30 protein-coding genes are annotated in these 18,277 nt (G+C 39.7%); 28 read left to right on the top strand and 2 right to left on the bottom strand.

Features of this window, described 5'->3' with window-relative positions:
- The first annotated feature begins 121 nt into the window (after positions 1 to 121).
- The 3 genes from QM491_RS15175 to QM491_RS15165 all read left to right on the top strand — a co-directional run bounded on the left by QM491_RS15175 (position 122) and on the right by QM491_RS15165 (position 869).
- Entirely contained in the window at positions 122 to 250 is a 129-nt protein-coding gene (locus QM491_RS15175) for a hypothetical protein (RefSeq protein ID WP_283328331.1), read from the top strand.
- Complete coding sequence (locus QM491_RS15170; protein ID WP_283328330.1) at positions 240 to 563, top strand: hypothetical protein; 324 nt, start codon at positions 240 to 242, stop codon at positions 561 to 563. Before QM491_RS15175 ends, QM491_RS15170 begins: the two co-directional genes overlap by 11 nt.
- 63 nt (positions 564 to 626) lie before the next feature.
- A complete protein-coding gene (locus QM491_RS15165; protein ID WP_283328329.1) occupies positions 627 to 869 on the top strand; it encodes a hypothetical protein in 243 nt (80 codons plus the stop codon).
- A 19-nt stretch (positions 870 to 888) separates the two neighbouring features.
- On the opposite strand, the gene QM491_RS15160 is transcribed toward QM491_RS15165, so the two are convergent.
- Together QM491_RS15160 and QM491_RS15155 are read right to left on the bottom strand one after the other, a co-directional pair.
- Positions 889 to 1,482 carry a hypothetical protein gene (locus QM491_RS15160; protein WP_283328328.1) on the bottom strand — a complete coding sequence of 198 codons (594 nt, stop codon included), beginning with the start codon at positions 1,480 to 1,482 and terminating at the stop codon, positions 889 to 891.
- Complete coding sequence (locus QM491_RS15155) at positions 1,475 to 1,933, bottom strand: Panacea domain-containing protein (RefSeq protein WP_283328327.1); 459 nt, start codon at positions 1,931 to 1,933, stop codon at positions 1,475 to 1,477. Before QM491_RS15155 ends, QM491_RS15160 begins: the two co-directional genes overlap by 8 nt.
- 560 nt (positions 1,934 to 2,493) lie before the next feature.
- Here QM491_RS15155 and QM491_RS15150 point away from each other — a divergent pair.
- The 25 genes from QM491_RS15150 (at position 2,494) to QM491_RS15030 (ending at position 18,222) form a co-directional block, all read left to right on the top strand.
- Positions 2,494 to 2,958 carry a hypothetical protein gene (locus QM491_RS15150; protein WP_283328326.1) on the top strand — a complete coding sequence of 155 codons (465 nt, stop codon included), beginning with the start codon at positions 2,494 to 2,496 and terminating at the stop codon, positions 2,956 to 2,958.
- A gap of 170 nt (positions 2,959 to 3,128) precedes the next feature.
- Positions 3,129 to 3,638, top strand: a complete 510-nt coding sequence (locus QM491_RS15145) for a hypothetical protein (RefSeq protein ID WP_283328325.1) — start codon at positions 3,129 to 3,131, stop codon at positions 3,636 to 3,638.
- A 14-nt stretch (positions 3,639 to 3,652) separates the two neighbouring features.
- The gene (locus QM491_RS15140) at positions 3,653 to 5,521 is read left to right on the top strand and encodes a phage head spike fiber domain-containing protein (RefSeq protein WP_283328324.1); all 1,869 of its coding nucleotides are present in this window, start codon (positions 3,653 to 3,655) and stop codon (positions 5,519 to 5,521) included.
- Positions 5,522 to 5,574: 53 nt separating this feature from the next.
- Positions 5,575 to 5,994, top strand: coding sequence for a hypothetical protein (locus QM491_RS15135; RefSeq protein WP_283328323.1), 420 nt, complete (start codon positions 5,575 to 5,577; stop codon positions 5,992 to 5,994).
- Complete coding sequence (locus QM491_RS15130) at positions 5,984 to 6,382, top strand: DUF1353 domain-containing protein (protein WP_283328322.1); 399 nt, start codon at positions 5,984 to 5,986, stop codon at positions 6,380 to 6,382. Before QM491_RS15135 ends, QM491_RS15130 begins: the two co-directional genes overlap by 11 nt.
- A gap of 70 nt (positions 6,383 to 6,452) precedes the next feature.
- Positions 6,453 to 7,322 carry a S49 family peptidase gene (locus tag QM491_RS15125; protein ID WP_283328321.1) on the top strand — a complete coding sequence of 290 codons (870 nt, stop codon included), beginning with the start codon at positions 6,453 to 6,455 and terminating at the stop codon, positions 7,320 to 7,322.
- A gap of 109 nt (positions 7,323 to 7,431) precedes the next feature.
- A complete protein-coding gene (locus QM491_RS15120) occupies positions 7,432 to 7,980 on the top strand; it encodes a hypothetical protein (protein ID WP_283328320.1) in 549 nt (182 codons plus the stop codon).
- A 68-nt stretch (positions 7,981 to 8,048) separates the two neighbouring features.
- A complete protein-coding gene (locus QM491_RS15115) occupies positions 8,049 to 9,059 on the top strand; it encodes a hypothetical protein (protein ID WP_283328319.1) in 1,011 nt (336 codons plus the stop codon).
- 89 nt (positions 9,060 to 9,148) lie between these two features.
- On the top strand, positions 9,149 to 9,844 hold the full coding sequence (locus QM491_RS15110) for a hypothetical protein (RefSeq protein ID WP_166549095.1): 696 nt from the start codon (positions 9,149 to 9,151) through the stop codon (positions 9,842 to 9,844).
- A gap of 26 nt (positions 9,845 to 9,870) precedes the next feature.
- Positions 9,871 to 10,041: a hypothetical protein gene (locus tag QM491_RS15105; RefSeq protein ID WP_283328318.1), complete on the top strand. Its 171-nt coding sequence runs from the start codon at positions 9,871 to 9,873 to the stop codon at positions 10,039 to 10,041.
- 49 nt (positions 10,042 to 10,090) lie between these two features.
- On the top strand, positions 10,091 to 10,486 hold the full coding sequence (locus tag QM491_RS15100; protein ID WP_283328317.1) for a hypothetical protein: 396 nt from the start codon (positions 10,091 to 10,093) through the stop codon (positions 10,484 to 10,486).
- Positions 10,487 to 10,686: 200 nt separating this feature from the next.
- Complete coding sequence (locus QM491_RS15095) at positions 10,687 to 10,908, top strand: hypothetical protein (protein WP_283328316.1); 222 nt, start codon at positions 10,687 to 10,689, stop codon at positions 10,906 to 10,908.
- A gap of 20 nt (positions 10,909 to 10,928) precedes the next feature.
- Entirely contained in the window at positions 10,929 to 11,582 is a 654-nt protein-coding gene (locus QM491_RS15090; protein ID WP_283328315.1) for a hypothetical protein, read from the top strand.
- Positions 11,583 to 11,604: 22 nt separating this feature from the next.
- Positions 11,605 to 12,111 (top strand): hypothetical protein, encoded by a 507-nt coding sequence (locus tag QM491_RS15085; protein ID WP_283328314.1) that lies wholly within the window; start codon positions 11,605 to 11,607, stop codon positions 12,109 to 12,111.
- Positions 12,112 to 12,125: 14 nt separating this feature from the next.
- Positions 12,126 to 12,746 (top strand): ParB N-terminal domain-containing protein, encoded by a 621-nt coding sequence (locus QM491_RS15080; protein ID WP_283328313.1) that lies wholly within the window; start codon positions 12,126 to 12,128, stop codon positions 12,744 to 12,746.
- On the top strand, positions 12,737 to 13,468 hold the full coding sequence (locus tag QM491_RS15075) for a GREB1-related protein (RefSeq protein ID WP_283328312.1): 732 nt from the start codon (positions 12,737 to 12,739) through the stop codon (positions 13,466 to 13,468). Before QM491_RS15080 ends, QM491_RS15075 begins: the two co-directional genes overlap by 10 nt.
- Positions 13,469 to 13,495: 27 nt before the next feature.
- Positions 13,496 to 14,278 carry a S1 family peptidase gene (locus QM491_RS15070; protein ID WP_283328311.1) on the top strand — a complete coding sequence of 261 codons (783 nt, stop codon included), beginning with the start codon at positions 13,496 to 13,498 and terminating at the stop codon, positions 14,276 to 14,278.
- Between the two features lie 125 nt (positions 14,279 to 14,403).
- Positions 14,404 to 15,099, top strand: coding sequence for a hypothetical protein (locus QM491_RS15065; protein WP_283328310.1), 696 nt, complete (start codon positions 14,404 to 14,406; stop codon positions 15,097 to 15,099).
- 38 nt (positions 15,100 to 15,137) lie between these two features.
- Positions 15,138 to 15,914 carry an N-6 DNA methylase gene (locus QM491_RS15060; protein ID WP_283328309.1) on the top strand — a complete coding sequence of 259 codons (777 nt, stop codon included), beginning with the start codon at positions 15,138 to 15,140 and terminating at the stop codon, positions 15,912 to 15,914.
- Between the two features lie 119 nt (positions 15,915 to 16,033).
- Positions 16,034 to 16,210, top strand: a complete 177-nt coding sequence (locus QM491_RS15055; RefSeq protein ID WP_283328308.1) for a hypothetical protein — start codon at positions 16,034 to 16,036, stop codon at positions 16,208 to 16,210.
- Entirely contained in the window at positions 16,207 to 16,371 is a 165-nt protein-coding gene (locus QM491_RS15050; RefSeq protein ID WP_283328307.1) for a hypothetical protein, read from the top strand. Before QM491_RS15055 ends, QM491_RS15050 begins: the two co-directional genes overlap by 4 nt.
- Positions 16,372 to 16,431: 60 nt before the next feature.
- Positions 16,432 to 16,641, top strand: coding sequence for a SymE family type I addiction module toxin (locus tag QM491_RS15045; RefSeq protein ID WP_283328306.1), 210 nt, complete (start codon positions 16,432 to 16,434; stop codon positions 16,639 to 16,641).
- A complete protein-coding gene (locus QM491_RS15040; RefSeq protein ID WP_283328305.1) occupies positions 16,638 to 17,213 on the top strand; it encodes an AAA family ATPase in 576 nt (191 codons plus the stop codon). The genes QM491_RS15045 and QM491_RS15040 overlap by 4 nt, the downstream gene beginning before the upstream one ends.
- 113 nt (positions 17,214 to 17,326) lie before the next feature.
- Entirely contained in the window at positions 17,327 to 17,674 is a 348-nt protein-coding gene (locus tag QM491_RS15035) for a hypothetical protein (protein WP_283328304.1), read from the top strand.
- Positions 17,671 to 18,222: a tetratricopeptide repeat protein gene (locus QM491_RS15030; RefSeq protein WP_283328303.1), complete on the top strand. Its 552-nt coding sequence runs from the start codon at positions 17,671 to 17,673 to the stop codon at positions 18,220 to 18,222. Before QM491_RS15035 ends, QM491_RS15030 begins: the two co-directional genes overlap by 4 nt.
- The last annotated feature ends 55 nt before the right edge of the window (positions 18,223 to 18,277 follow it).

The following is an 18,277-nucleotide window of genomic DNA, read 5'->3' as shown; positions in this document are numbered from 1 at the left end:
AACACCCTTCTTGGGCTTCGTTCCGCTACGCTACACTCAGCCCAAGAAGGGTCTAAAACATAATCAAAGTAGACAGATTATGTATATTTTTAAACTGTACTAAAAATGGGAAGCCGACAATATGGCAGACGTACTGATGGAGAACTTCGAAGAAATAGAAGAAGTAAGCCAGAAAAAGGTACAAAAGGTATTGGCTGAATTATGGGAACGTGGATATCAACTTTGTCCGATACTAGCCAATGACGAATAACCTGCCTGCAAGAGTCAAGTTTCTTCAGAAGTATCTTGACGAGCTTCAGACCACGTCTTACCGAAAGTCTGTATTGTTGTTGATGCTAACTCAGGCTGAGGGTATTGTCAGAGAAATAAAGCAGGATTTGGGGCATATACCACCAGAGCCGATCTATGAGCCAAAAACTCCAGAACACTTGGAGAAGTACACCTTTAAAGCCAAAACCTGCTGTGGCAAAACTTTTCATACACCACAAAGCTGGGCGGGGCATTTGAACTCATCAAAACACCGTAAAAAAGATGAAGACAAAAAGAGACCTAACCGTAAGTAAATGGTGCTGGAGACTGATTATACTATTATCCATTCTGATTTGGGGTACAATCATTTACTACTTATGGATATAACAGCAGCAGAATTTAGACGTGGTACTTGGTGGAGAGACCAAAAAGGCCACCGAATGTTTTTGCTGATAGGGATAGACTTCCTTGAGAGCGCCCAGGGGTTTTATGTAGACCTCTGGGAGTACGGCAAAGACCAGAGCAAATACATAGCCTTTGAGGTATTCAAAGCTCAAGTTGATGAAGAAGCTTTGATACACGTCAGTAAAGAAACCATCTATAAATCGTATTTAAAGTAATAAATGAGGGGGAAGAAATTTATTCTTCCCCCTCATTATTTGATTTCTGTTGTGGATCTTCGGATTTGATACTTGACTTCTTTTTGGTTTTTTCATTTTCAAATAAATTTTTAAAGTGCCCTCTTAATACAATATAGGTTAGCCCTAAAATATTGACTGTAGTAGTGCTAATAAGTGTCATTAATACATTATCACTTATACGAATAATAATAGATTTCGGAAAATAATGCTTATCTAGGTTTATGGTGTTGTTGTTTAATGCTAATAACAAAGCGACTATCAATAGCCACACTGAAACAATTGCTACTGTCCAAACAACAAGCAGTATTCTGACCTTCGAGTTAGAATAATACCGTTCAATTTTATACTTTAATTTTTTAAGAGTTAACTTTAATTCCTCAGCTTCCTTTAACTTTTTTTGAACAGATAGATTTTCGTTATCTATATCGATTGTCGGATCTGATGTAACTCCATTATCTTCGATTTCAGATCCTATAGAGTTCAGAATACTGTCACTGTCTAGATTACTAGCTTCAGAAGGTATAGTCCCTAATCTGCCTATTTGACTATTTGCTCTTTTTTGTTTCTTTTTGTTTTTCTTAGGATTAGCCATTTACCTGATTAGTTTTTTTTCCTTGAAAATATAGCTTGATAGCATTATTATCAATCTGGTCACTCCACTTAAAATTAACTCTCTTTGTAGTCTGATACCAGGGACTTCCCTCTTTGTGTGACCAATCAGATAGTGCTTTTGCAGAGATTCCGCCAAACCTATTAAGAACATTTTCAAAAATTCGTTGAAAATTTCTTAGGTCTTTGTACCTCTCTGAGTCAGGATCATAGTCTGCATCTCTATTTACTTTCTGAACTTTAGGGAAGACGGGACCATAAGGCCAAGCCTGTGGGGTTTCGTCAAATATAGGGGTGTCTCCTCCAACCTCATTGGCTAGGCAAACCCCATAGATTATAAATAATAATTTATGAAGTTGTGTGGCACTCAAATAGATTTTTCTACTTTTTGCAAGTGCCAGTAAATATTCCGCTGCGATTCTACTATCAATCATATTTTTATGCCGTTAAAGTCTAGGGTAACCATTAATTTAACGATTTACAAATATATAACGTAAATCTACATCTAATTAATTTCTTATTAGATAAATTATATATATACTAAACAAAACACTATGTTAAGATATTTGAAAATTGAATTGAGTTCTTCTCTCTCTGACTCTCTTAGGGTTGATTCATAAAAATTGAGTATCCTTGTAACTTTGTAACTGTTTAACTTTTCAAACTTGTAACCATCTGACTATCATTTACTTATATCAATATATTCTAATTATTTTTTATTCTAAAGTTTGTAGAAAAGTTACAAATAGTTTGTAACCAAATAAGAAAGAAAAAGGCTGGTTACAACAAGTTACAAACTGGTTACAAATTTGGAAAAGTGGTTACAGCTATATAAATTGTGATAAAATCCTGATAATCAGTAGAGTTACACATAGTTACAAAAACACAGCGATTTTGCATTGAAACTCAACTCTACCCTTGGGATTCAAAACACCCGAAATGCCAATCGCACCCTCCGAATTTATTAGAAAAGTACAAAATCACAATTAATCAGATGCTCAAAACCAAAATAAGTATCAAGGAACCTCATGTAAGAAAGTTTGTGATAAGCCGCTATGGTGACGATACGTCTGTAATTGACCTGACTCGTAGAAGTTTCTTAGGAAAACTCACCGAATTGGGTTGTCAGAAGATTGGTTATGTTCATAGCTTGCCCAGAACCGAACACGACGAAAGTACATTGGTAACACTACTACTACCCGACTCGCTCAAGAATCACTTTCTACACCCTGCCAAAGTATTATTATTTGTACAAGCTTTGGAATTCCATTTCAGAGAGATATTTTTGGCGCACTGTGAAGTTTTTGTGGAGCTTGGCGTAAGTGACTACAACGCTGTCGAAAACTTTATGGATAAGTATGCTATCGAGGACGACGGCAAAATTGCCGAACGTTTACGCCAAATGTGGCGCAATCACCAATCCTACCAGCGAAGAAAATTGGAAAAAAAGTTGGGGTAGTTTTCATTAGGTTTCAGACCTATTCAATGAATTAGGCATATTGTCATCTATAATCCACTAGATTAACTTACCAAAAAGCCCTCGTACATCGTGTATGGGGGCTTTTTGGTGTTGGTAGATCCTCTATTTCTATCCTAACATTTTCGATTTTTTGAACATAGATTTGAGCCATGAATGCACTTATTGGCACCAAGTCTATCAATGGCAAAAGTAATGCGTCTGGGCTCCGACAGCTCAGGCTTATTCTTGTTGATAGTGTTCATGGAATCAAGGTAAATAAAGGCTTATGGAGTATTCCCTTGGGAGGAATTGAAGTCACCAGTGCAAGCGATGTGGTTAGCATTCCTTTTGTGAATGGGATGTACTCCGAACCCTCAGAGACCACCGAACATGGGGAGGCTTTTAGAGGAACGATTGATATTGAAGTACCTCGTGATTCAACAGAACAGACTATAGCCATCAACTCCTACAGAGGCAAAAAGCTCATAGCACTGATAAAAGACAAAAACGGCACGTGTAAAGTTATTGGTACGCTCAAACAGCCTTTAAAATTGGTAGGTATCAACAAAGAATCTACCAACACCTGGCAAGTGCAGTTTTCTACACTCACTCCAGCTCCATCCTATTATACGGATGGGATTTCTCTTTTTACTGTCAATTCTCAGTTTGTCACCTTATAAATTTTTATACTCCTATGGCAATGGTAGTACGGGTAAAACCCGAATATAACGGCAAAATCGCTGTACAATCTAGCAACTCCTACAATGGGATTATCTTGAGTAATAATCTTTCTCAAGAAACCCTTGTCCAAATCTACAATACCGAAGACGAGCTTCGGGACTTCTTGTACACTACGTACACAACCGTTGGCGACTCCTATGCTCCTAGTCAAATCGATCCTTCCTTGATTCATGCCTATGCCTCAGAGGAAATCACTCATAATCCAGTAAAAACGGACTATCCTGCTAATACGGTGGGGAAACACTTGAATGAGACTAGGGGGAAAATTGATGGCTTCGATAGTTCCTTTATTCGTGCTACAACACGACCAAGCGTACTTTTTGATTTTGCCAATGCTAGATTTATGGACCCTAGAATCCAATCCTCTCGGACTACGATTGGTACTTATGTCGACCGCAATGGCATCATTCGAGTTGCTCAAGCCCGAAAATTAAGATACACCTATCATCCAGTAACTAAAGAAAGTCTGGGAGTAATTCAAGAGACTCGAAAAACCAATTTGGCTACCTATTCTAATACCTTCACCCATGCGTCGTGGACAAAGACCAGAGGTTCAATTATGACCTCGGCGGAGCTTGCTCCTGATGCTACTTTTGCTACGAAGGTAATTGAAGATACCACTGCCAACAGTTCGCATCAAATAGGAAAAGGCGATGTGCCTGTAAGTGCCAATGTGAAATATACAGCAAGTATTTTTGTGAAGGCTGCTGAGCGTTCTTTTGTAATGATTCAGATGTCGAACACTGCTATATATGGTGGGAGTAACCCTAGTGCCTTGGTCGATTTGGGGACAGGAAGTATTGTTTCATTTAGCAACTGTTCAAAGAACCCAACAATTGAAGCCTACAATAATGGTTGGTATAGAGTTGCACTTACTCAAGTAGCATCTGTTTCGGGCTCAAGTGGTTTGAATGTACAACTGAGTCAAAATAATACGCCAAGTTATACAGGGGATGGCGTATCTGGAGCATTAGTTTTTGGATTTCAGTTTGAAGAGGGAAATTTTGCTTCAACTTATATTCCTACTAATGATGTCGCTGTATTGAGAGAAACCGATTTAGTCATCATTGAAGGGGCTCTTTTTGCTGAATATTTCCCAAATGTAACTGAAGGCACATTGTTATGTTCAGCATATAAGGGCTTTACCAATGGAGCCTATCCTAGTTATTGGACTTTTATTGGTCCCAACACGACTGGTCAAAATTCTATACGATTGACCAACTTGTTAGCAGATACCGATATGACTAATGCCATTTATGTTGATGGAGTTTCACAAAGCCCTGCTGGTTTTTCTGTGCCAGCTGGTAACTTCTTTACTAATATTATGACTTGGAAAGCTGGCGATGCGAAAATTTTCAATAACTCAAATGCGAGCTTTGACATTACACCTTCAATTCCTAAAAATATTAATGCTTTTAGAATTGAGGATGTCAATGGAATCATTCGTCAAATTGCTTTTTGGCCAAAAAGATTAGATAATTCTGTTATTCAGTTAATGGCTAAAAATAGTACACTTGTAGGGAGAAATCCTACACAGATGCCAACCAATGGAGACTTGGGAGGTTGCGCTTTTTTGAGACCTGAAACGCTTTTACGTGCCAAATCCCGTCAAGAATTCAGCGTAGACGGCACAGGTGCATCAGTAACCAGAAACATTCGCCGAGACTATGATTTTACTTTTGAAATTGTTGATAGCTCAGGCGTGACTATCACGGCTCAACCTGCCTCAAGCTGTACCGCTGGAACGGATAACGCTTTGACCTTTACGGCGCCATTGGGTAAGACGCTCACCTACGCCATTACTCCAGTCTACGAAAACTAATCTTTGAGCTGGCTCATTAGGCCAGCTCTATACCTTTTAATTCAACACTTATTATGAAACGTGCCACCATCAACATTGCGGTACCTTACAAAGTATCGGTAATTCCGACCTCCATGCGCTACTCGCTCAAACGTGATATGTTTGAGCTTGAGGGCGAAAAGTTTTGCGAAATCCAATTCGAAATCCTTTGCGAAAAGTACATCAAGATGGTTCCGAAACTTGACTCTGAAACGGGTGCTCCAGTCTTGAAATCGGGTAAACCTGTATTGGAGGAATCCATTGCGAATTTTACTACTCCAGTAAATTTCGATAACGGCTCTAAGGTGATTCCGTTTGCGCTGTATCTGCTTATCGAACAATACAGAGCTACCAAACAAGCCGAATTGTTAGTGGCTATCAATGAAGCCCTTCAAGGATTTGGCTTTGAAGGAAGTTTGGCAGATTTCAGACTTTCGGTTACTGATGTCGAATAGTCCATTGATTGTCAAGTATCGTGAAGCTCCCACCGACAAAGCGGATTGGTGGGAGCTTTATGAACCACTGGAGGAACACTTGAGCGATGGTACCAAACTCATTATCAATGCGGGTTATGTAACCGACTTTGCTAGTGTACCCAGATGTTTGTGGTCAGCTTTTCCGCCCATCGGCAAATACAACCGAGCGGCTGTGGTGCATGATTTTTTGTATGACCTTCAGTACCGACAAAAGGAAATAGGCGAAAAAGCGGCTCGAAAGTTTGCGGACGAACAGTTCCTATTTTTGGCTAATCGGGTAGACCCCAAAAACGCTTTGCGCCATTATATCATGTATTTGATGGTACGGTGGTTTGGTCGAAAGGCTTGGAGAGCACCTAAATTCTAACCTTTTGACTTAAGATTATTTGGCACAATTTCGCCCTGAAGAAAACTTAAAAGTACTACGTTTTACACCTATGTTACATTTAATCGGACAACCCCTAGCAATAGACACGTTTACTTATCTCCAATTTTTGCAATCTCACAAGGCTGGGCAGGTAACCGAAACTCGTCAGATCACCAAAGAGCCTGTCAAGATGTTTGCATCTGCTCAAATCAATAATTATACCCAACGAGAACTCGGATGGCTTGGCATACAGACTGCCGAGGGCAAAGATGGACTTGTCGCCATGATTACCATTAGAGGCGCTACACAGCGCTATTCGGATTGGTATCAGGATGGTACGGAGTGGGTGGCCCAACAGATAGATATCTGTAATGGTAATCCCTTGGTCAACTCTATGCTCTTGCGAATAGACAGTCCCGGTGGTGCCGTGAATGGTGCGCAAGGTTTGGCAGCAACCATCCGCACATCGCCCAAACCAATCCTTGGATGGGGTTCGAATATGGCAGCATCTGCGGCGTTTTGGTATTTGTCGCAATGTAAAGAATGCTATATCGAAAATGAGTTTACAGCCGTGGGCAGCATCGGTATTATGTCTATTTATCGTGATGTATCAGAGGCCAACGAAAAGGCTGGAGAGAAATACGCGATTATTCGTAGTAAAGGTGCTGAAGATAAAAACCCTCTGAGCGGACTTGAGCCATTTGGTGGTGAAATGCAACAAAAGGCACTTCAACAAGAACAGCAATTGGTGGATAACGCTCGTAAGGTATTTTTAGGGGAAGTTCAAGCCAAACGTACAGGCCTAACCGAAGACCCAGGAGGTGGTATTTTCTACGGAAAAGAAGCTGTTAAAATGGGCTTCGTGGACGGGATTCTGCCATTTATGGATGCCCTTAAACGTGCCGATGTATTGGGTATTCAGTACAAGCGTGGTGCATAGAACAATGGTGAGTTGTGAATTGTGAATTGTGAATCTTCAAAGGTTTATTCTATGATTTACAAGCTAATTTCTATTTCAGGATATTTTCATTTTTAACTATTTTATACCTATGGATTTTCAATTCAAAAAACTTCGTGAGGCTATGGGCAAATTAGTAGGTAACCCAAACCTACATGAAAGCATGGCCAAGGATATCGAAAGTGCAATGACGGCTGACGAACAGACCGTTAAATCAATGTTGGAGGCCAACGGCTCTCAAGGAAATGCTCAAGCATCTGCCACTACCGTAGAAGCTCACACAGGCAACGCCCCTCAAGGAACAGCTCCAACAACTCAAACGGTGGCGCCAGAAGCTCAAGCTTCAGCAAAACCAACCGAGCAAATGAGTTTGGAAACAATAGCACAGCAATTGGCAGCACTACAAACTGAGGTAAAGAGCTTGAAAACAGAAAACCAAACTTTGAAAGCCGATAACAAAGAGCTGACGGAGTTTAGAACTGCTCAGAGTCCTCGTAATGTAGCCATCCAAACTGAAAACACTGGTGTACCTCCTACCAATCAAAGAGTAAGCCGTACAGCAGAAAAGGATGCGGCTCGTGTAGCCGAAATCAATCGTTTGTCAGAGGCGTATCCTGAGCTAATGTCAGATATGGTCTGACATTAGTGGTATTCTGACAAGCAAGCCTTTTCAAAATAGTTTTTCACCTTTTATTCTTTATAAGCTTTATGGCTTCTTCATTTAAAATCAGTGATTTGCACGTTGAACTTCAACGCAATATCAAAGACTACACTACCATTTTCGGGCTTAAAATGTCTAATGGTTTCGACGAAAAACGTAATGGAGACTTTACGGTTATCCCGACCAAAGACAAAGTACCATTGGTGCGTGACACTGTTTCGCCAATCTTACAACCTGGGCGTACAGGATCTACCAATTTTACCAATGATGTTGTTTCGTTAAGCAGCCGTATTGGTGAAATCAAACCGTTTAAAGCCGATTTGAAATTGGACGAATTAACCTTGTATGCTTGGTCAAAATCGTATTTGGCAAACAAAAAACCAACCGATCCAACGGATATCTACTCTTTTGAGGCAATGAACTACTACATGGGTAGAATCTATGCTCGTTCGGGTGCCGATATGACCAATGCCTTATACAAAGGTGTGTACAACGCGGCTGGTGGCGTTGGTGGCGTAAACTTGTTCGATGGTTTAGGCTTTAAAGTTACCAAGGGTGTATTGACGGTAGGTAACGGCGGTATTGGCGATATTCCTGTAAGCAATATGGTAACGGCAGCGGCTACTATTACTCAAGCAAATATCTTGTCCGAAATCCAAAAGATTGTGGATGCCATTGTAGGTTCTGAGGTACTTCAGGAGTATGTGGAAGAGAATGCGACGTATTATATGCCATTCAAGCACTTTGCGATGATGGTCAATGCTGTTTCGGCATTGCCAATTACGGCAGGTAACCAAGTAGTATTTAAGGATGGTAACAATTGGAAATTGGTATTATTGCCAAACACTACTATCAAATATCGTCCGATGTTCAATGGTACCGACAAGCACCTTTGGACTCCTTCAGGTAACTTGTTTTATTTGGCTCCTGAAGGTGCGCCCGAAGACGTGGCATCGATGGAAGTCGAAAAGGCAGACCGTGCCATCAAGATTTTCTTGGACGGCGAAGGCGGTGTGGACTATGCCGATGGTCGTCTGATTGTGATGAACTCCAAATAGTAAGAGGCTGTAGGACGAAAAGCACCTCTTGTACAACGATTTTCTACACTGGGCTACCGAATGAGTAGCCCACAAATTCAATCCATACAATGAAACAAAAGCTTTTAATTTTTGCATTTAGTGTCATGGCTCTTGCCCTTGGCTTTGACTTTATGAGTACCGCTAATCCTATCGAGGGTCTTTTGGCGGTTGGGGCTGTTACCTCGGCTATGGCTCAAGCGAGTCCCGTAGGGCTGTCTCCCTCTTGGCTTTTTTGTCTTTCGCTTACCACAGTCAAGCGTTCTCCGTGTAACAAGACCAATCCCGGTGGAAACAAAAAATGGTTGGCAGCTAGTTGCGAAGACTTTACCCGTGCATGGCCAGAAGAATCCGACGTGGATGCCAATGGGTATTTAACCGGAACGATTCCCCTCAAGCCAGGAAAGGCTTTTGCAGAAATAGAGTTTACGGCAAACACTGCCAAAGCGGACTACGCTAAGGAAGGTGACGAGGGACACCAATCTTATAAACACATGGCCGAAAGTAAGGTTTCGGGCTATGCCTCAGATCAATGGTTGGCTTTGCGTAAATACCTAAATATGCGTTTTGTATTGATTGCCAAACATGGCGATAACCAAATGGTCGTTTATGCGCACTCTGAAGATGGTTTTTCGATGAAAGAAACCCATACTACTGGGCTAAAAGGTAGCGACAAGCGTGAATTTACCCTCAAGATGGAAGTTGATGGCTTGAACCTTGCTCCTCCGATTTTGGGGCCAACTGTCAACGTACCTGTATTGGTATAGGTGTTTAACCTTTTAGCATTTTTAAAATGGCTCTAAAAAAATATAAACTTGTCAACTTGCCCGAAAAGGGCAAGCTCAAGTTTGAAAGCAGTATCGGAACTATTGTTCTGGACCCTGAAGAAATGACCGACGAAGATGCTGAGCGTCTTATCAAGACCAAGGATGAAAACATCCTTCAGTACATTAAGGAAGCTTAGTAAATCGTTGTCTATTTGGGGTACCCCACCCTATTAACACTTTATCAAAATGAATATCAAGGAAATTGAAAAGGCGGTGGCAGATGTGTCCAAAGCCCAAAAAAGCTTGGAGAGTGTCTATGGAAAAGAGTTTGCGGTATCGTTGTTGGCATTGGCTCAGAACCAATTAAAGCAAACCAAACTGTATCTAGAATCGACCAAAGTATATGAAGGCATGAGCGATGAGGAAATCGAATCGCAAAAAGCTGAAGAGAAAAGGCTAGAACAAGAACAGCTTCAGGAAGAAATGAAGCAGCGTTTGGAAGCGATGAGACCAACTACTGTTCAAGAAGAGGTACCAGCACAGGACGAGACTCCACCAGCACCAGAAGCTACAGCTCCTGAAGGCGACTCACCAACAGGTGAAAACCAAACACCTCCTGAAGCTCCAGCTACTCAAGCATAAAATCAAAACCTAATAGGCTATACGCTTGTTAGGTTTTTTTGTTTGCGAAAACCAGAAACCTTGTATATTTGCAGTGCTAACATTATTTACATTTTCGAAATATCTCCAATCGGCAAGGTCTTGCCGATTGGCTTGCCGTTGTAAGTACGGTGATGGAGGTATTTCGGTACTAATGTTAGCAGAGACCAATCGGCTTTTTTATGATACCTGCTCCAGAACATTTTGATAGTTTAAAAGACCACCTAGAAAATAGTGGCGTTTCGGTATCTACTCTCCAAGAAGCCCTTATTTCCTATCTAGCCAAAAACAACTACGTTGTATCTGAGCATTTCCTAATAGACCCCACTACCGACCATCAAGCTGTATATTATCGCCAAGTCATAACCGAATTTTTAGAGGCTATCGGTGGTTTATCTGAGTAGGAACTTTATCTTTCTATACTATGAATCTTGACACCGAAATCTTGCAGGCCGAATTGGCACTGAATCTCAAAAAAACTTTATTCAAGGCAAACCGCTGTACTCAGTCCGAAATAGACCAGGCTACGGACCATCTCAATACTTTGAGATTGGCAAAGCAAGGATATCCACCTGAACAGACTGCCCAAAACCCAATTACTCAAGCTCCCAAGCGAGCAGCTTTGGAGGTGCTTCCGTTGGTGGGTACGTCTTATCAGGAAACTCAAGCAGCTTTGACCAAACAAGCTAAGCAGCTTAGTGACGAACAGGCTATTGCCAGTAACCAACTGGTGGCAGCCTACCAACAGGATTCAAAGCAAAATGTGTACGGCTTAATGCAAAATGCCTTGACATTGCGCAGACAAGTAGAGGATGTATGGGACAAAAAGAAATTCTTGGAGCGAAATGGGTATTTACCTCAAGAGCCTCAAGCACCTGTTCAAAGCAGCTCGGAGCACCTTGAGCGCTTTGAACTCCAACAAAAGCGTAAACAAATCAGAGACCAAATCCTTAAACTAGAAAAAAAGATAGCCGACCCCACCAAGCACGTGCGCTTTCATAAAGTAGAGCAAAAAATGATAGAGTGGCAAAAGCAGCTTTTGATTTATAGGGAGGAGTTGGATAAAATATGTACTTAAATTATTTAAACCCTAAGATATAATGATACAATTAGGCGATTATGTTATTTATATTCATTCACTAAAGGGATTTCAACTAGTTAGATTAGTTGAAATATTTGAAAATAGACAATTTATAACAATCGAACTACTAGATGGTAGTGGTCATCTGAGCGTTTCTGGTTCTTCTGTCAGACCTCTATATATCCATAACTATAATCGAGATAACATATTAAAAATGTTTGGCTTTTCTCGGATAGAAAACAAAGGGAGGTATAAGTATTCTTTAGGTAATTTAATTATCTCAAGTTGTACGATTGTGTGTGAAGAAACCTCAGAGCTTATTTTCACAAGTCTTTGTGTTACAGATTTCTCTGAAATTCAAATCGACATTAGACGTTACATCAAAGATAACAAAGTTGATATGAGTAGGTTCTATCAGGATTATCAACCTATTCAAACAATTAATGACTTAATTAACGTGGTTATTGAGTATAACTTCAATTTAGATTTTGAACGAATCTTAATTGACAATATAAATTTATTCTAATTCATTATAATCAAATGTCTACACCAACAAAACTAGAATGGCACGTAGAGCGTATCGCTTGGAGTGATATGATTCCTTACGAGCATAATCCTCGTAAGATGTCCGTAAAGACCAAACAGAAGCTTCGTGAAAGCTATGAAAAGTTTGGCGATGTCGAAATTCCTGTACTGGATTTCGATAATATGATTATTGCTGGTCACCAGCGTCACTCGGTAAAGATAGCCACTGGCTTCGGCGACGAGCTAGCCGATGTTCGTAAACCAAACCGTAAGCTCACGGAACAGGAGTATAAGGAATATAACATTATTTCGAATGCTCTTAAAGGTGATTTTGTGGGCGAAATGCTAGCAGAACATTTTGCTGAGGTAGTGGAGCTTGAGGACTACGGTATCCAACTCGATGCCATCGCTAAAATTCACGAAAAAGAGGCAACTGTTGATACTAAACCCGAACTTCCTATCGTACAGAAAATGTCAGAAAAGTACACCGCTTTTGTGATTGTCTGTACCAACGAAATCGATGAAAACTTTTTGGCGGAACGTTTCGGCATCGATAGGATGCAATGCTATAAAAGCTCAAACGTAGGGGTAAGTCATGTGTTGGACGCTAAAAAAGTGATTGAGCTATGGAAGTAAAAGTGGTTATCCCCTCCCACAAACGCTGGGAACGTGTATTGACTCACAAGGCTGTAGCCAATACGATTTTATGCGTAGAAGCATCTCAAAAAGAGCTCTATCAAGAACACCACCCCAACACCGAAATAGTTACCCATCCTGATTCGGTAAAGGGTCTGGCACTCAAACGAGACTGGATTATCAAACACTTTGGCAGCGTCTTTATGCTCGATGATGATATAAAGGCCATGCGTAGAGTGTACAGTGAAAAGGGTGAGAAAACCAATGTAGAACCTGAAACGGCCTATGAAATTATCCAAACAACTGCCCAAGCTTGTCGAGAAGCTGGGTTTTATTTGTTTGGGTTTTCCAACGCTCCAAGCCCTATCGCTTTTGACCCGTTTAATCCAATTCAGCTCAAAGGCTATTTTACAGGTTGTGCACATGGCGTGTTAAGTGGCTCAAAACTTTGGTACAATCCTGATATCATCTGTAACGAAGATTATTGGATCTCCTGTCTCAATGCTTACTACCACCGTGGGGCATATAAGGACAACCGTTTTTATTTTGCCCAGCAGGATACCTTTGTCAATAGAGGTGGTTTGGCAGAATTCAGGAACATCGATGCCGAAAAAAAGGATTTCGAGTACTTACAAAGGGTTTTTGGAAAAGAAATAGTTACTTTAAGAAAAAGTCCTGGTAAAGGACATGAATATCAAAAGAGTTTGAAATTACCGTTTTAATCTTTAAAATTCAATTCTTTAATAATTATGGATCTACAATTCAAATGGAAAATATCGTATCAATCTATATGTCGAATAGCCCATTATAAGGACGGTACGCTCATTGGAACAGGTACAGGTTTTAAGCTCAAAGAACACTTAGTTACAAATAACCATGTTTATTTTCCTTTGAACTCTGATAGAATAGAGGTCTCTTTTGTTAAAGCAGATTCTCATTCTAAAGATAACGTTCATTCATTTAGTAAGCATGAGTGGGAATCAATGTTAATTGGTGGCTCTCCTGAAAATTTATGGGATTATGCTATCTTAAATTTAGAAGGAACACCTTTTTGTAATATACCAGGCTTAGCAATAGCTCCAACTAATCAAGCAGTTAAAATTGGTAGTAGTATATATTTTTTAGGTTACCCTTTAATGCAAGAAAACCTAACTATTCATACTGGTTATATTTCTTCCAGTTATATAAAAAACTCTGTTGAGTATATTCAACTCGACGCTTCAGTGAATTCAGGAAATTCTGGAGGTCCATTGATAGATTTTGATACTGATACTGTTGTTGGAATTATAACTCGTAAAAACACAGGTTTATCAGGGCAGTTCAGAACGCTGAAACAAAATTTACTCCAAAATATTTCTGACCTTGGCAAATCGAATATGTCGGGTGGTGTGTATATAAATGGGATAGACCCGATAAATGCCTTTAAAGTAATCCAGTCTCAAATCGACCTTCTATCCAGCGAGGTTGAAAGATCATCAAATGTTGGTATTGGATATGCTTTTTCTAAAAAAGAGTTACAGAACTTTATTTAGTTTTCCTTGCCAAAATAACTGCCTCAGCCTGCCATATTAGCAGGCTTTTTTTTTCTGTTATCCGTTCTGTCGGGAGATTTTTACAGTACAATAAATCAAACAATTAACTGTAAAATCACACAATAATGAACTCTCAGACGACGGAAATCAAAGACAAATCAAAGGTTCAAACTAACCTTGAGCGCTACATCCAAAACACGGGAAAAACCGAAGCGGAATACAAAGCCTGGGCCACACAGGTAGGACGCAAAATGCACATCAATACCCTCGATAAATTGATTTGCGCTACCATGAACATCTACTCTGTTTCGCACCTCTCCTACCTTACTACCGAAATCAGTGATTTAATGTCACAAGAACAATTAGCGGATTATTTGTTCGAACATTCTCAAAACCCTCTTGAAATTGCCCAGCTCTGGCAATCTGCCAAAACTGAGGAAAATGCTTGGCTCGATAAAAACAGCGTTATCAACGAGCATTTAAAACCATTCCCTAAAACTGATTTCGAACGTTGGGGCGATAAGAATTGGTTAGCCGATGTATCAAAGTCATGGTTCAATAAAGAAGGTTTAAACCTCGATGTTCAAATCCAAGAAATGAACCATCTGTACGAGCTTGAAATTACCATAGATGATGTAATCGAGTTTGTCAGAACCTATCGTCGTAATACCTACAGCTCACCAGCGGCACAGAAAGTTAGAGCCCTAGAAAATCGTTTTAAAGAACTCACATCCTTTGCGCTTAAAGACTACTACGCAGAGCACCTGATTAAAGCCAACACTTTTACACAAACCATCCAAACCGAAGACGTACCATTCTAAGACCAAAGCCCCTCGACCGAGGGGCTTTTTTATTGACCATGAGCCTCATTCAAGACGTTCCTAAAGAACTCAAGGAGTTTGCGGAAATACTCGACAAAATTGCCTACCGTCACAGTAGCTACAACGAAGTTTTTAGTGATTTTTTAGATTTTACCATAGCGTGTTTTCTCACCACTGGCGACAAAGAATTGGCCAACCGCCTACAAAAGAAATACGGTGCAGAATATAAACTATTCAAAGAGCTACTTCAAGCCTATATGTCCTGCCAATATGGTTGTATTCATTCTGATACCGACTGGTACGATACTCTGGGCATTATTTATGAAACCATAGCAAGCCGATGGAAGTCCTCAGCGATGGGACAATTCTTTACACCTCCCTCCATCGTGGATTTAATGGTGATGTTCGAACAAACACATTCCAAAGGGCAAGGGAAAAAAGTACTGGATCCATGTTGTGGCTCAGGGAGGATGTTGGTTGCCTCACACGCTAAAGCTCCAGGGAATTTTCAATTCGGTGCAGACATCGACCCGATTTGTACTAAAATGTCGGCAATCAATATGCTAGTACATGGCTGTGTGGGTGAAGTTTCGTGTATGGATTCTATTGCCTACGAATGGCGCTTTGGCTACAAAATCAATACCTACCTCAACAGCATAGGGCATCCAACCTTGATAAAAATTGAAAAATTCGAGGATAGTTACTTTTATGTAAAACCGACTAAAGCCCAAACCAAGGCAGCACCTAGAGGCGAATTTGTACCAGCGAAAACTGAAGCGAAGGTTTTGAACAACGGGCAAATGAGCCTTTTCTAAGTACCTGAAAATCAGTGTTTTATTTTAAAAATAAATAGGAAAACGCTTTTTAAATCCGTTCTGTCGGGAGAAATTTACATCAGTTAAAACAATATAATTAACTGATAATCAATACAATAATGAACAAAAAAGACAGTAAAACGTACGACTTCCAGAAGCTAATGAAGCGAGCTTGGAAACTATTTAGAGATGGGCTAATCAGCTTTTCGCTATCCTTAAAAGTAAGTTGGCAAATCGCCAAAAATCTACTTACCGAATCTCAAGTTTACAAATCGATGAAAGGAGGTAGAAAATGATGAAGCGCAGAGATTTCGAAAAAATGTCACCAGCAGAGCAAAAGTTATTCCTGGAGCTTGTGGGTAATTATCAAGTTAAAGTAACCAAGCGCAAATCAGAGCAGAAACGTACCAGCGATTTGCCACTTTTTAAAAAGGACGAACAAACAACACTATTCTAAAAATCAAAAAGCCCAAGGGACGAGCTTGGGCTTTTAATTACTGTAAAATACATTACAATAATGAACAGCTCAAATTTAAACCAAAAAGCCAGAAATATCAAAATTTCTAGGCGATATGTACGAAGCCGTTGGAAAGAAACTAGAGTGCCCAAGATTGTCATATCGGGCGAATATCTCAGAGAAGCAGGCTTCAAAATCGGCGAAATAGTCAACATTTCATTTGAAAAATTAGAGGGTGGTCATGCCCTAATCAAGATTGCAACAGTATGAGTCAACATAAAATAACAACCAAGAAAGGCTATGAGGGCAGTGAAGTAATATCTGCCCTCCAAAAATGTATCAGAAGAGGCTTGGAACGTGAAGCACTGTTCTGGGCAGTGGAGCTGTACGATAGCGGTTACGGCGAATGGTGCTTTAAGCGTCTCAGGATAATGTCAAGCGAAGATATAGGGCTGGCGGAACCTCATATTTCATCCGAGATTTGGGCTTTATACGAAATGTATCGCGAACAAGCCAAAAAGAAAGACGATAAGAACGAGCCACAAAGGTTATTTCTAACCCATGCAGTAATCAAGCTCTGTCGAGCCAAAAAGAGTAGATTGATAGATTGGGCATTGATTTGGGCGTGGCTCACACATCCCTTCAGAAGAATCCAAGTCCCAGACGTCGCCCTGGACAAACACACCGAACGAGGCAGAAGATTAGGGCGAGGCTTCGGTCACTTCTTCGAAGAAGGAACCCAACTAGAACCACACGAACCCCAGCTAAGCGAAGAGGCCTATCGAGACTTAGCTAAGGATGCCATTGAGAGTAAAGATGGTGGGTTAAGGTTGTTTGAGTAGGATGTTGTTATACGGTATCAGTTAGATTGATACCGTATAATAAAATTCAAACTAATCTAGAGCTATCTAGTTTCAAAAGGTATTATTTTAGGTAATATTAATTGAACTAAATTATGGATTTATATACAACAGCTTTTTCAAATATTATAACTATTCTCATCCTAAAAATGACTTGTATAATACTGGGATACAAAGTAGTCAAGTTAGGATATAACCTTATGATTGAAGGGGTAAAAGGAAATTTTAATTTTACCGCTGAATACAAAGGTGTTAAAGCCGGGCTACTGAGTGCATCGCCTGGATTATTGTTTTTAACTTTAGGAATTGGGTTAATGATTTTCTCAATCTATGTAGATAAAGGCACAAAAACTGTTGATAAATCAAAACAAGAGTTTATTGACTCAGTTAAAGTAAAACATCATAAAATCAAGATTGACAACCCCAAAGACTCATTACCATGAAAAACCTACTATTAATTTTTGTATCATTCATATTTATCGCTCCAGATGACTTTAAAACATTATTTAATAAAGGTATGAGTGAATTAGATAATGGACATGAAAAAGAGGCTCTAACATATTTTCTTCAATCTCATAAACTGAATAAAAACCCTAAAACAAGCTATTATATAGCCGTTTGTTTTTTTAATCTAGATAGTTTAGATCATGCTGCAAAATATGCTATAGAAGCAAAAAATAACATCAATAAACTACCTGAAAAACCATATCAGGCTAATATTAAATTTATTTTGAATTATAAAAAGTTAACGAGTAACACTGTTACAAGAACCTCTTACAGTAGAGAATTTCAAGGTACTACAAAAAGTTTGGATAATCTTATAATTAAAACCCAGAATACCAATAAAGCATCCAAAAAAAATCCGAAAATACCTATTAAAGATTTACCAAATAATAATTATGATTTCAATAAAATCTTAGAAGATAAAGGCAAGGACTCGCCTTTTTTAAATAACCCAGTCAAAATAAAAATTACTAAAGACTCAATTTAGAAAAACTAATATTTATCCTACTTCAGTAGAAAAGTCCGTCATACATTTATGGCGG

Origin of the sequence: Flectobacillus longus, assembly GCF_030056705.1 — a bacterium.
In the GTDB taxonomy this organism is placed as follows: Bacteria; Bacteroidota; Bacteroidia; order Cytophagales; family Spirosomataceae; genus Flectobacillus; species Flectobacillus longus.
Note: the sequence above shows the minus strand (reverse complement) of the source record. Positions and strands in the feature narration are given on the sequence as shown.

What these genes read in the sequence shown, in the direction of transcription:
- QM491_RS15155 (WP_283328327.1), bottom strand. Translation starts at nt 1,933, where the DNA reads ATGATTGATAGTAGAATCGCAGCGGAATATTTACTGGCACTTGCAAAA.
- QM491_RS15140 (WP_283328324.1), top strand. Translation starts at nt 3,653, where the DNA reads ATGGCAATGGTAGTACGGGTAAAACCCGAATATAACGGCAAAATCGCT.
- QM491_RS15175 (WP_283328331.1), top strand. Translation starts at nt 122, where the DNA reads ATGGCAGACGTACTGATGGAGAACTTCGAAGAAATAGAAGAAGTAAGC.
- QM491_RS15135 (WP_283328323.1), top strand. Translation starts at nt 5,575, where the DNA reads ATGAAACGTGCCACCATCAACATTGCGGTACCTTACAAAGTATCGGTA.
- QM491_RS15060 (WP_283328309.1), top strand. Translation starts at nt 15,138, where the DNA reads ATGAGCCTCATTCAAGACGTTCCTAAAGAACTCAAGGAGTTTGCGGAA.
- QM491_RS15170 (WP_283328330.1), top strand. Translation starts at nt 240, where the DNA reads ATGACGAATAACCTGCCTGCAAGAGTCAAGTTTCTTCAGAAGTATCTT.
- QM491_RS15070 (WP_283328311.1), top strand. Translation starts at nt 13,496, where the DNA reads ATGGATCTACAATTCAAATGGAAAATATCGTATCAATCTATATGTCGA.
- QM491_RS15065 (WP_283328310.1), top strand. Translation starts at nt 14,404, where the DNA reads ATGAACTCTCAGACGACGGAAATCAAAGACAAATCAAAGGTTCAAACT.
- QM491_RS15130 (WP_283328322.1), top strand. Translation starts at nt 5,984, where the DNA reads ATGTCGAATAGTCCATTGATTGTCAAGTATCGTGAAGCTCCCACCGAC.
- QM491_RS15160 (WP_283328328.1), bottom strand. Translation starts at nt 1,482, where the DNA reads ATGGCTAATCCTAAGAAAAACAAAAAGAAACAAAAAAGAGCAAATAGT.
- QM491_RS15105 (WP_283328318.1), top strand. Translation starts at nt 9,871, where the DNA reads ATGGCTCTAAAAAAATATAAACTTGTCAACTTGCCCGAAAAGGGCAAG.
- QM491_RS15035 (WP_283328304.1), top strand. Translation starts at nt 17,327, where the DNA reads ATGGATTTATATACAACAGCTTTTTCAAATATTATAACTATTCTCATC.
- QM491_RS15080 (WP_283328313.1), top strand. Translation starts at nt 12,126, where the DNA reads ATGTCTACACCAACAAAACTAGAATGGCACGTAGAGCGTATCGCTTGG.
- QM491_RS15110 (WP_166549095.1), top strand. Translation starts at nt 9,149, where the DNA reads ATGAAACAAAAGCTTTTAATTTTTGCATTTAGTGTCATGGCTCTTGCC.
- QM491_RS15145 (WP_283328325.1), top strand. Translation starts at nt 3,129, where the DNA reads ATGAATGCACTTATTGGCACCAAGTCTATCAATGGCAAAAGTAATGCG.
- QM491_RS15075 (WP_283328312.1), top strand. Translation starts at nt 12,737, where the DNA reads ATGGAAGTAAAAGTGGTTATCCCCTCCCACAAACGCTGGGAACGTGTA.
- QM491_RS15050 (WP_283328307.1), top strand. Translation starts at nt 16,207, where the DNA reads ATGATGAAGCGCAGAGATTTCGAAAAAATGTCACCAGCAGAGCAAAAG.
- QM491_RS15045 (WP_283328306.1), top strand. Translation starts at nt 16,432, where the DNA reads ATGAACAGCTCAAATTTAAACCAAAAAGCCAGAAATATCAAAATTTCT.
- QM491_RS15090 (WP_283328315.1), top strand. Translation starts at nt 10,929, where the DNA reads ATGAATCTTGACACCGAAATCTTGCAGGCCGAATTGGCACTGAATCTC.
- QM491_RS15165 (WP_283328329.1), top strand. Translation starts at nt 627, where the DNA reads ATGGATATAACAGCAGCAGAATTTAGACGTGGTACTTGGTGGAGAGAC.
- QM491_RS15040 (WP_283328305.1), top strand. Translation starts at nt 16,638, where the DNA reads ATGAGTCAACATAAAATAACAACCAAGAAAGGCTATGAGGGCAGTGAA.
- QM491_RS15125 (WP_283328321.1), top strand. Translation starts at nt 6,453, where the DNA reads ATGTTACATTTAATCGGACAACCCCTAGCAATAGACACGTTTACTTAT.
- QM491_RS15120 (WP_283328320.1), top strand. Translation starts at nt 7,432, where the DNA reads ATGGATTTTCAATTCAAAAAACTTCGTGAGGCTATGGGCAAATTAGTA.
- QM491_RS15030 (WP_283328303.1), top strand. Translation starts at nt 17,671, where the DNA reads ATGAAAAACCTACTATTAATTTTTGTATCATTCATATTTATCGCTCCA.
- QM491_RS15085 (WP_283328314.1), top strand. Translation starts at nt 11,605, where the DNA reads ATGATACAATTAGGCGATTATGTTATTTATATTCATTCACTAAAGGGA.
- QM491_RS15115 (WP_283328319.1), top strand. Translation starts at nt 8,049, where the DNA reads ATGGCTTCTTCATTTAAAATCAGTGATTTGCACGTTGAACTTCAACGC.
- QM491_RS15100 (WP_283328317.1), top strand. Translation starts at nt 10,091, where the DNA reads ATGAATATCAAGGAAATTGAAAAGGCGGTGGCAGATGTGTCCAAAGCC.
- QM491_RS15150 (WP_283328326.1), top strand. Translation starts at nt 2,494, where the DNA reads ATGCTCAAAACCAAAATAAGTATCAAGGAACCTCATGTAAGAAAGTTT.
- QM491_RS15095 (WP_283328316.1), top strand. Translation starts at nt 10,687, where the DNA reads ATGATACCTGCTCCAGAACATTTTGATAGTTTAAAAGACCACCTAGAA.
- QM491_RS15055 (WP_283328308.1), top strand. Translation starts at nt 16,034, where the DNA reads ATGAACAAAAAAGACAGTAAAACGTACGACTTCCAGAAGCTAATGAAG.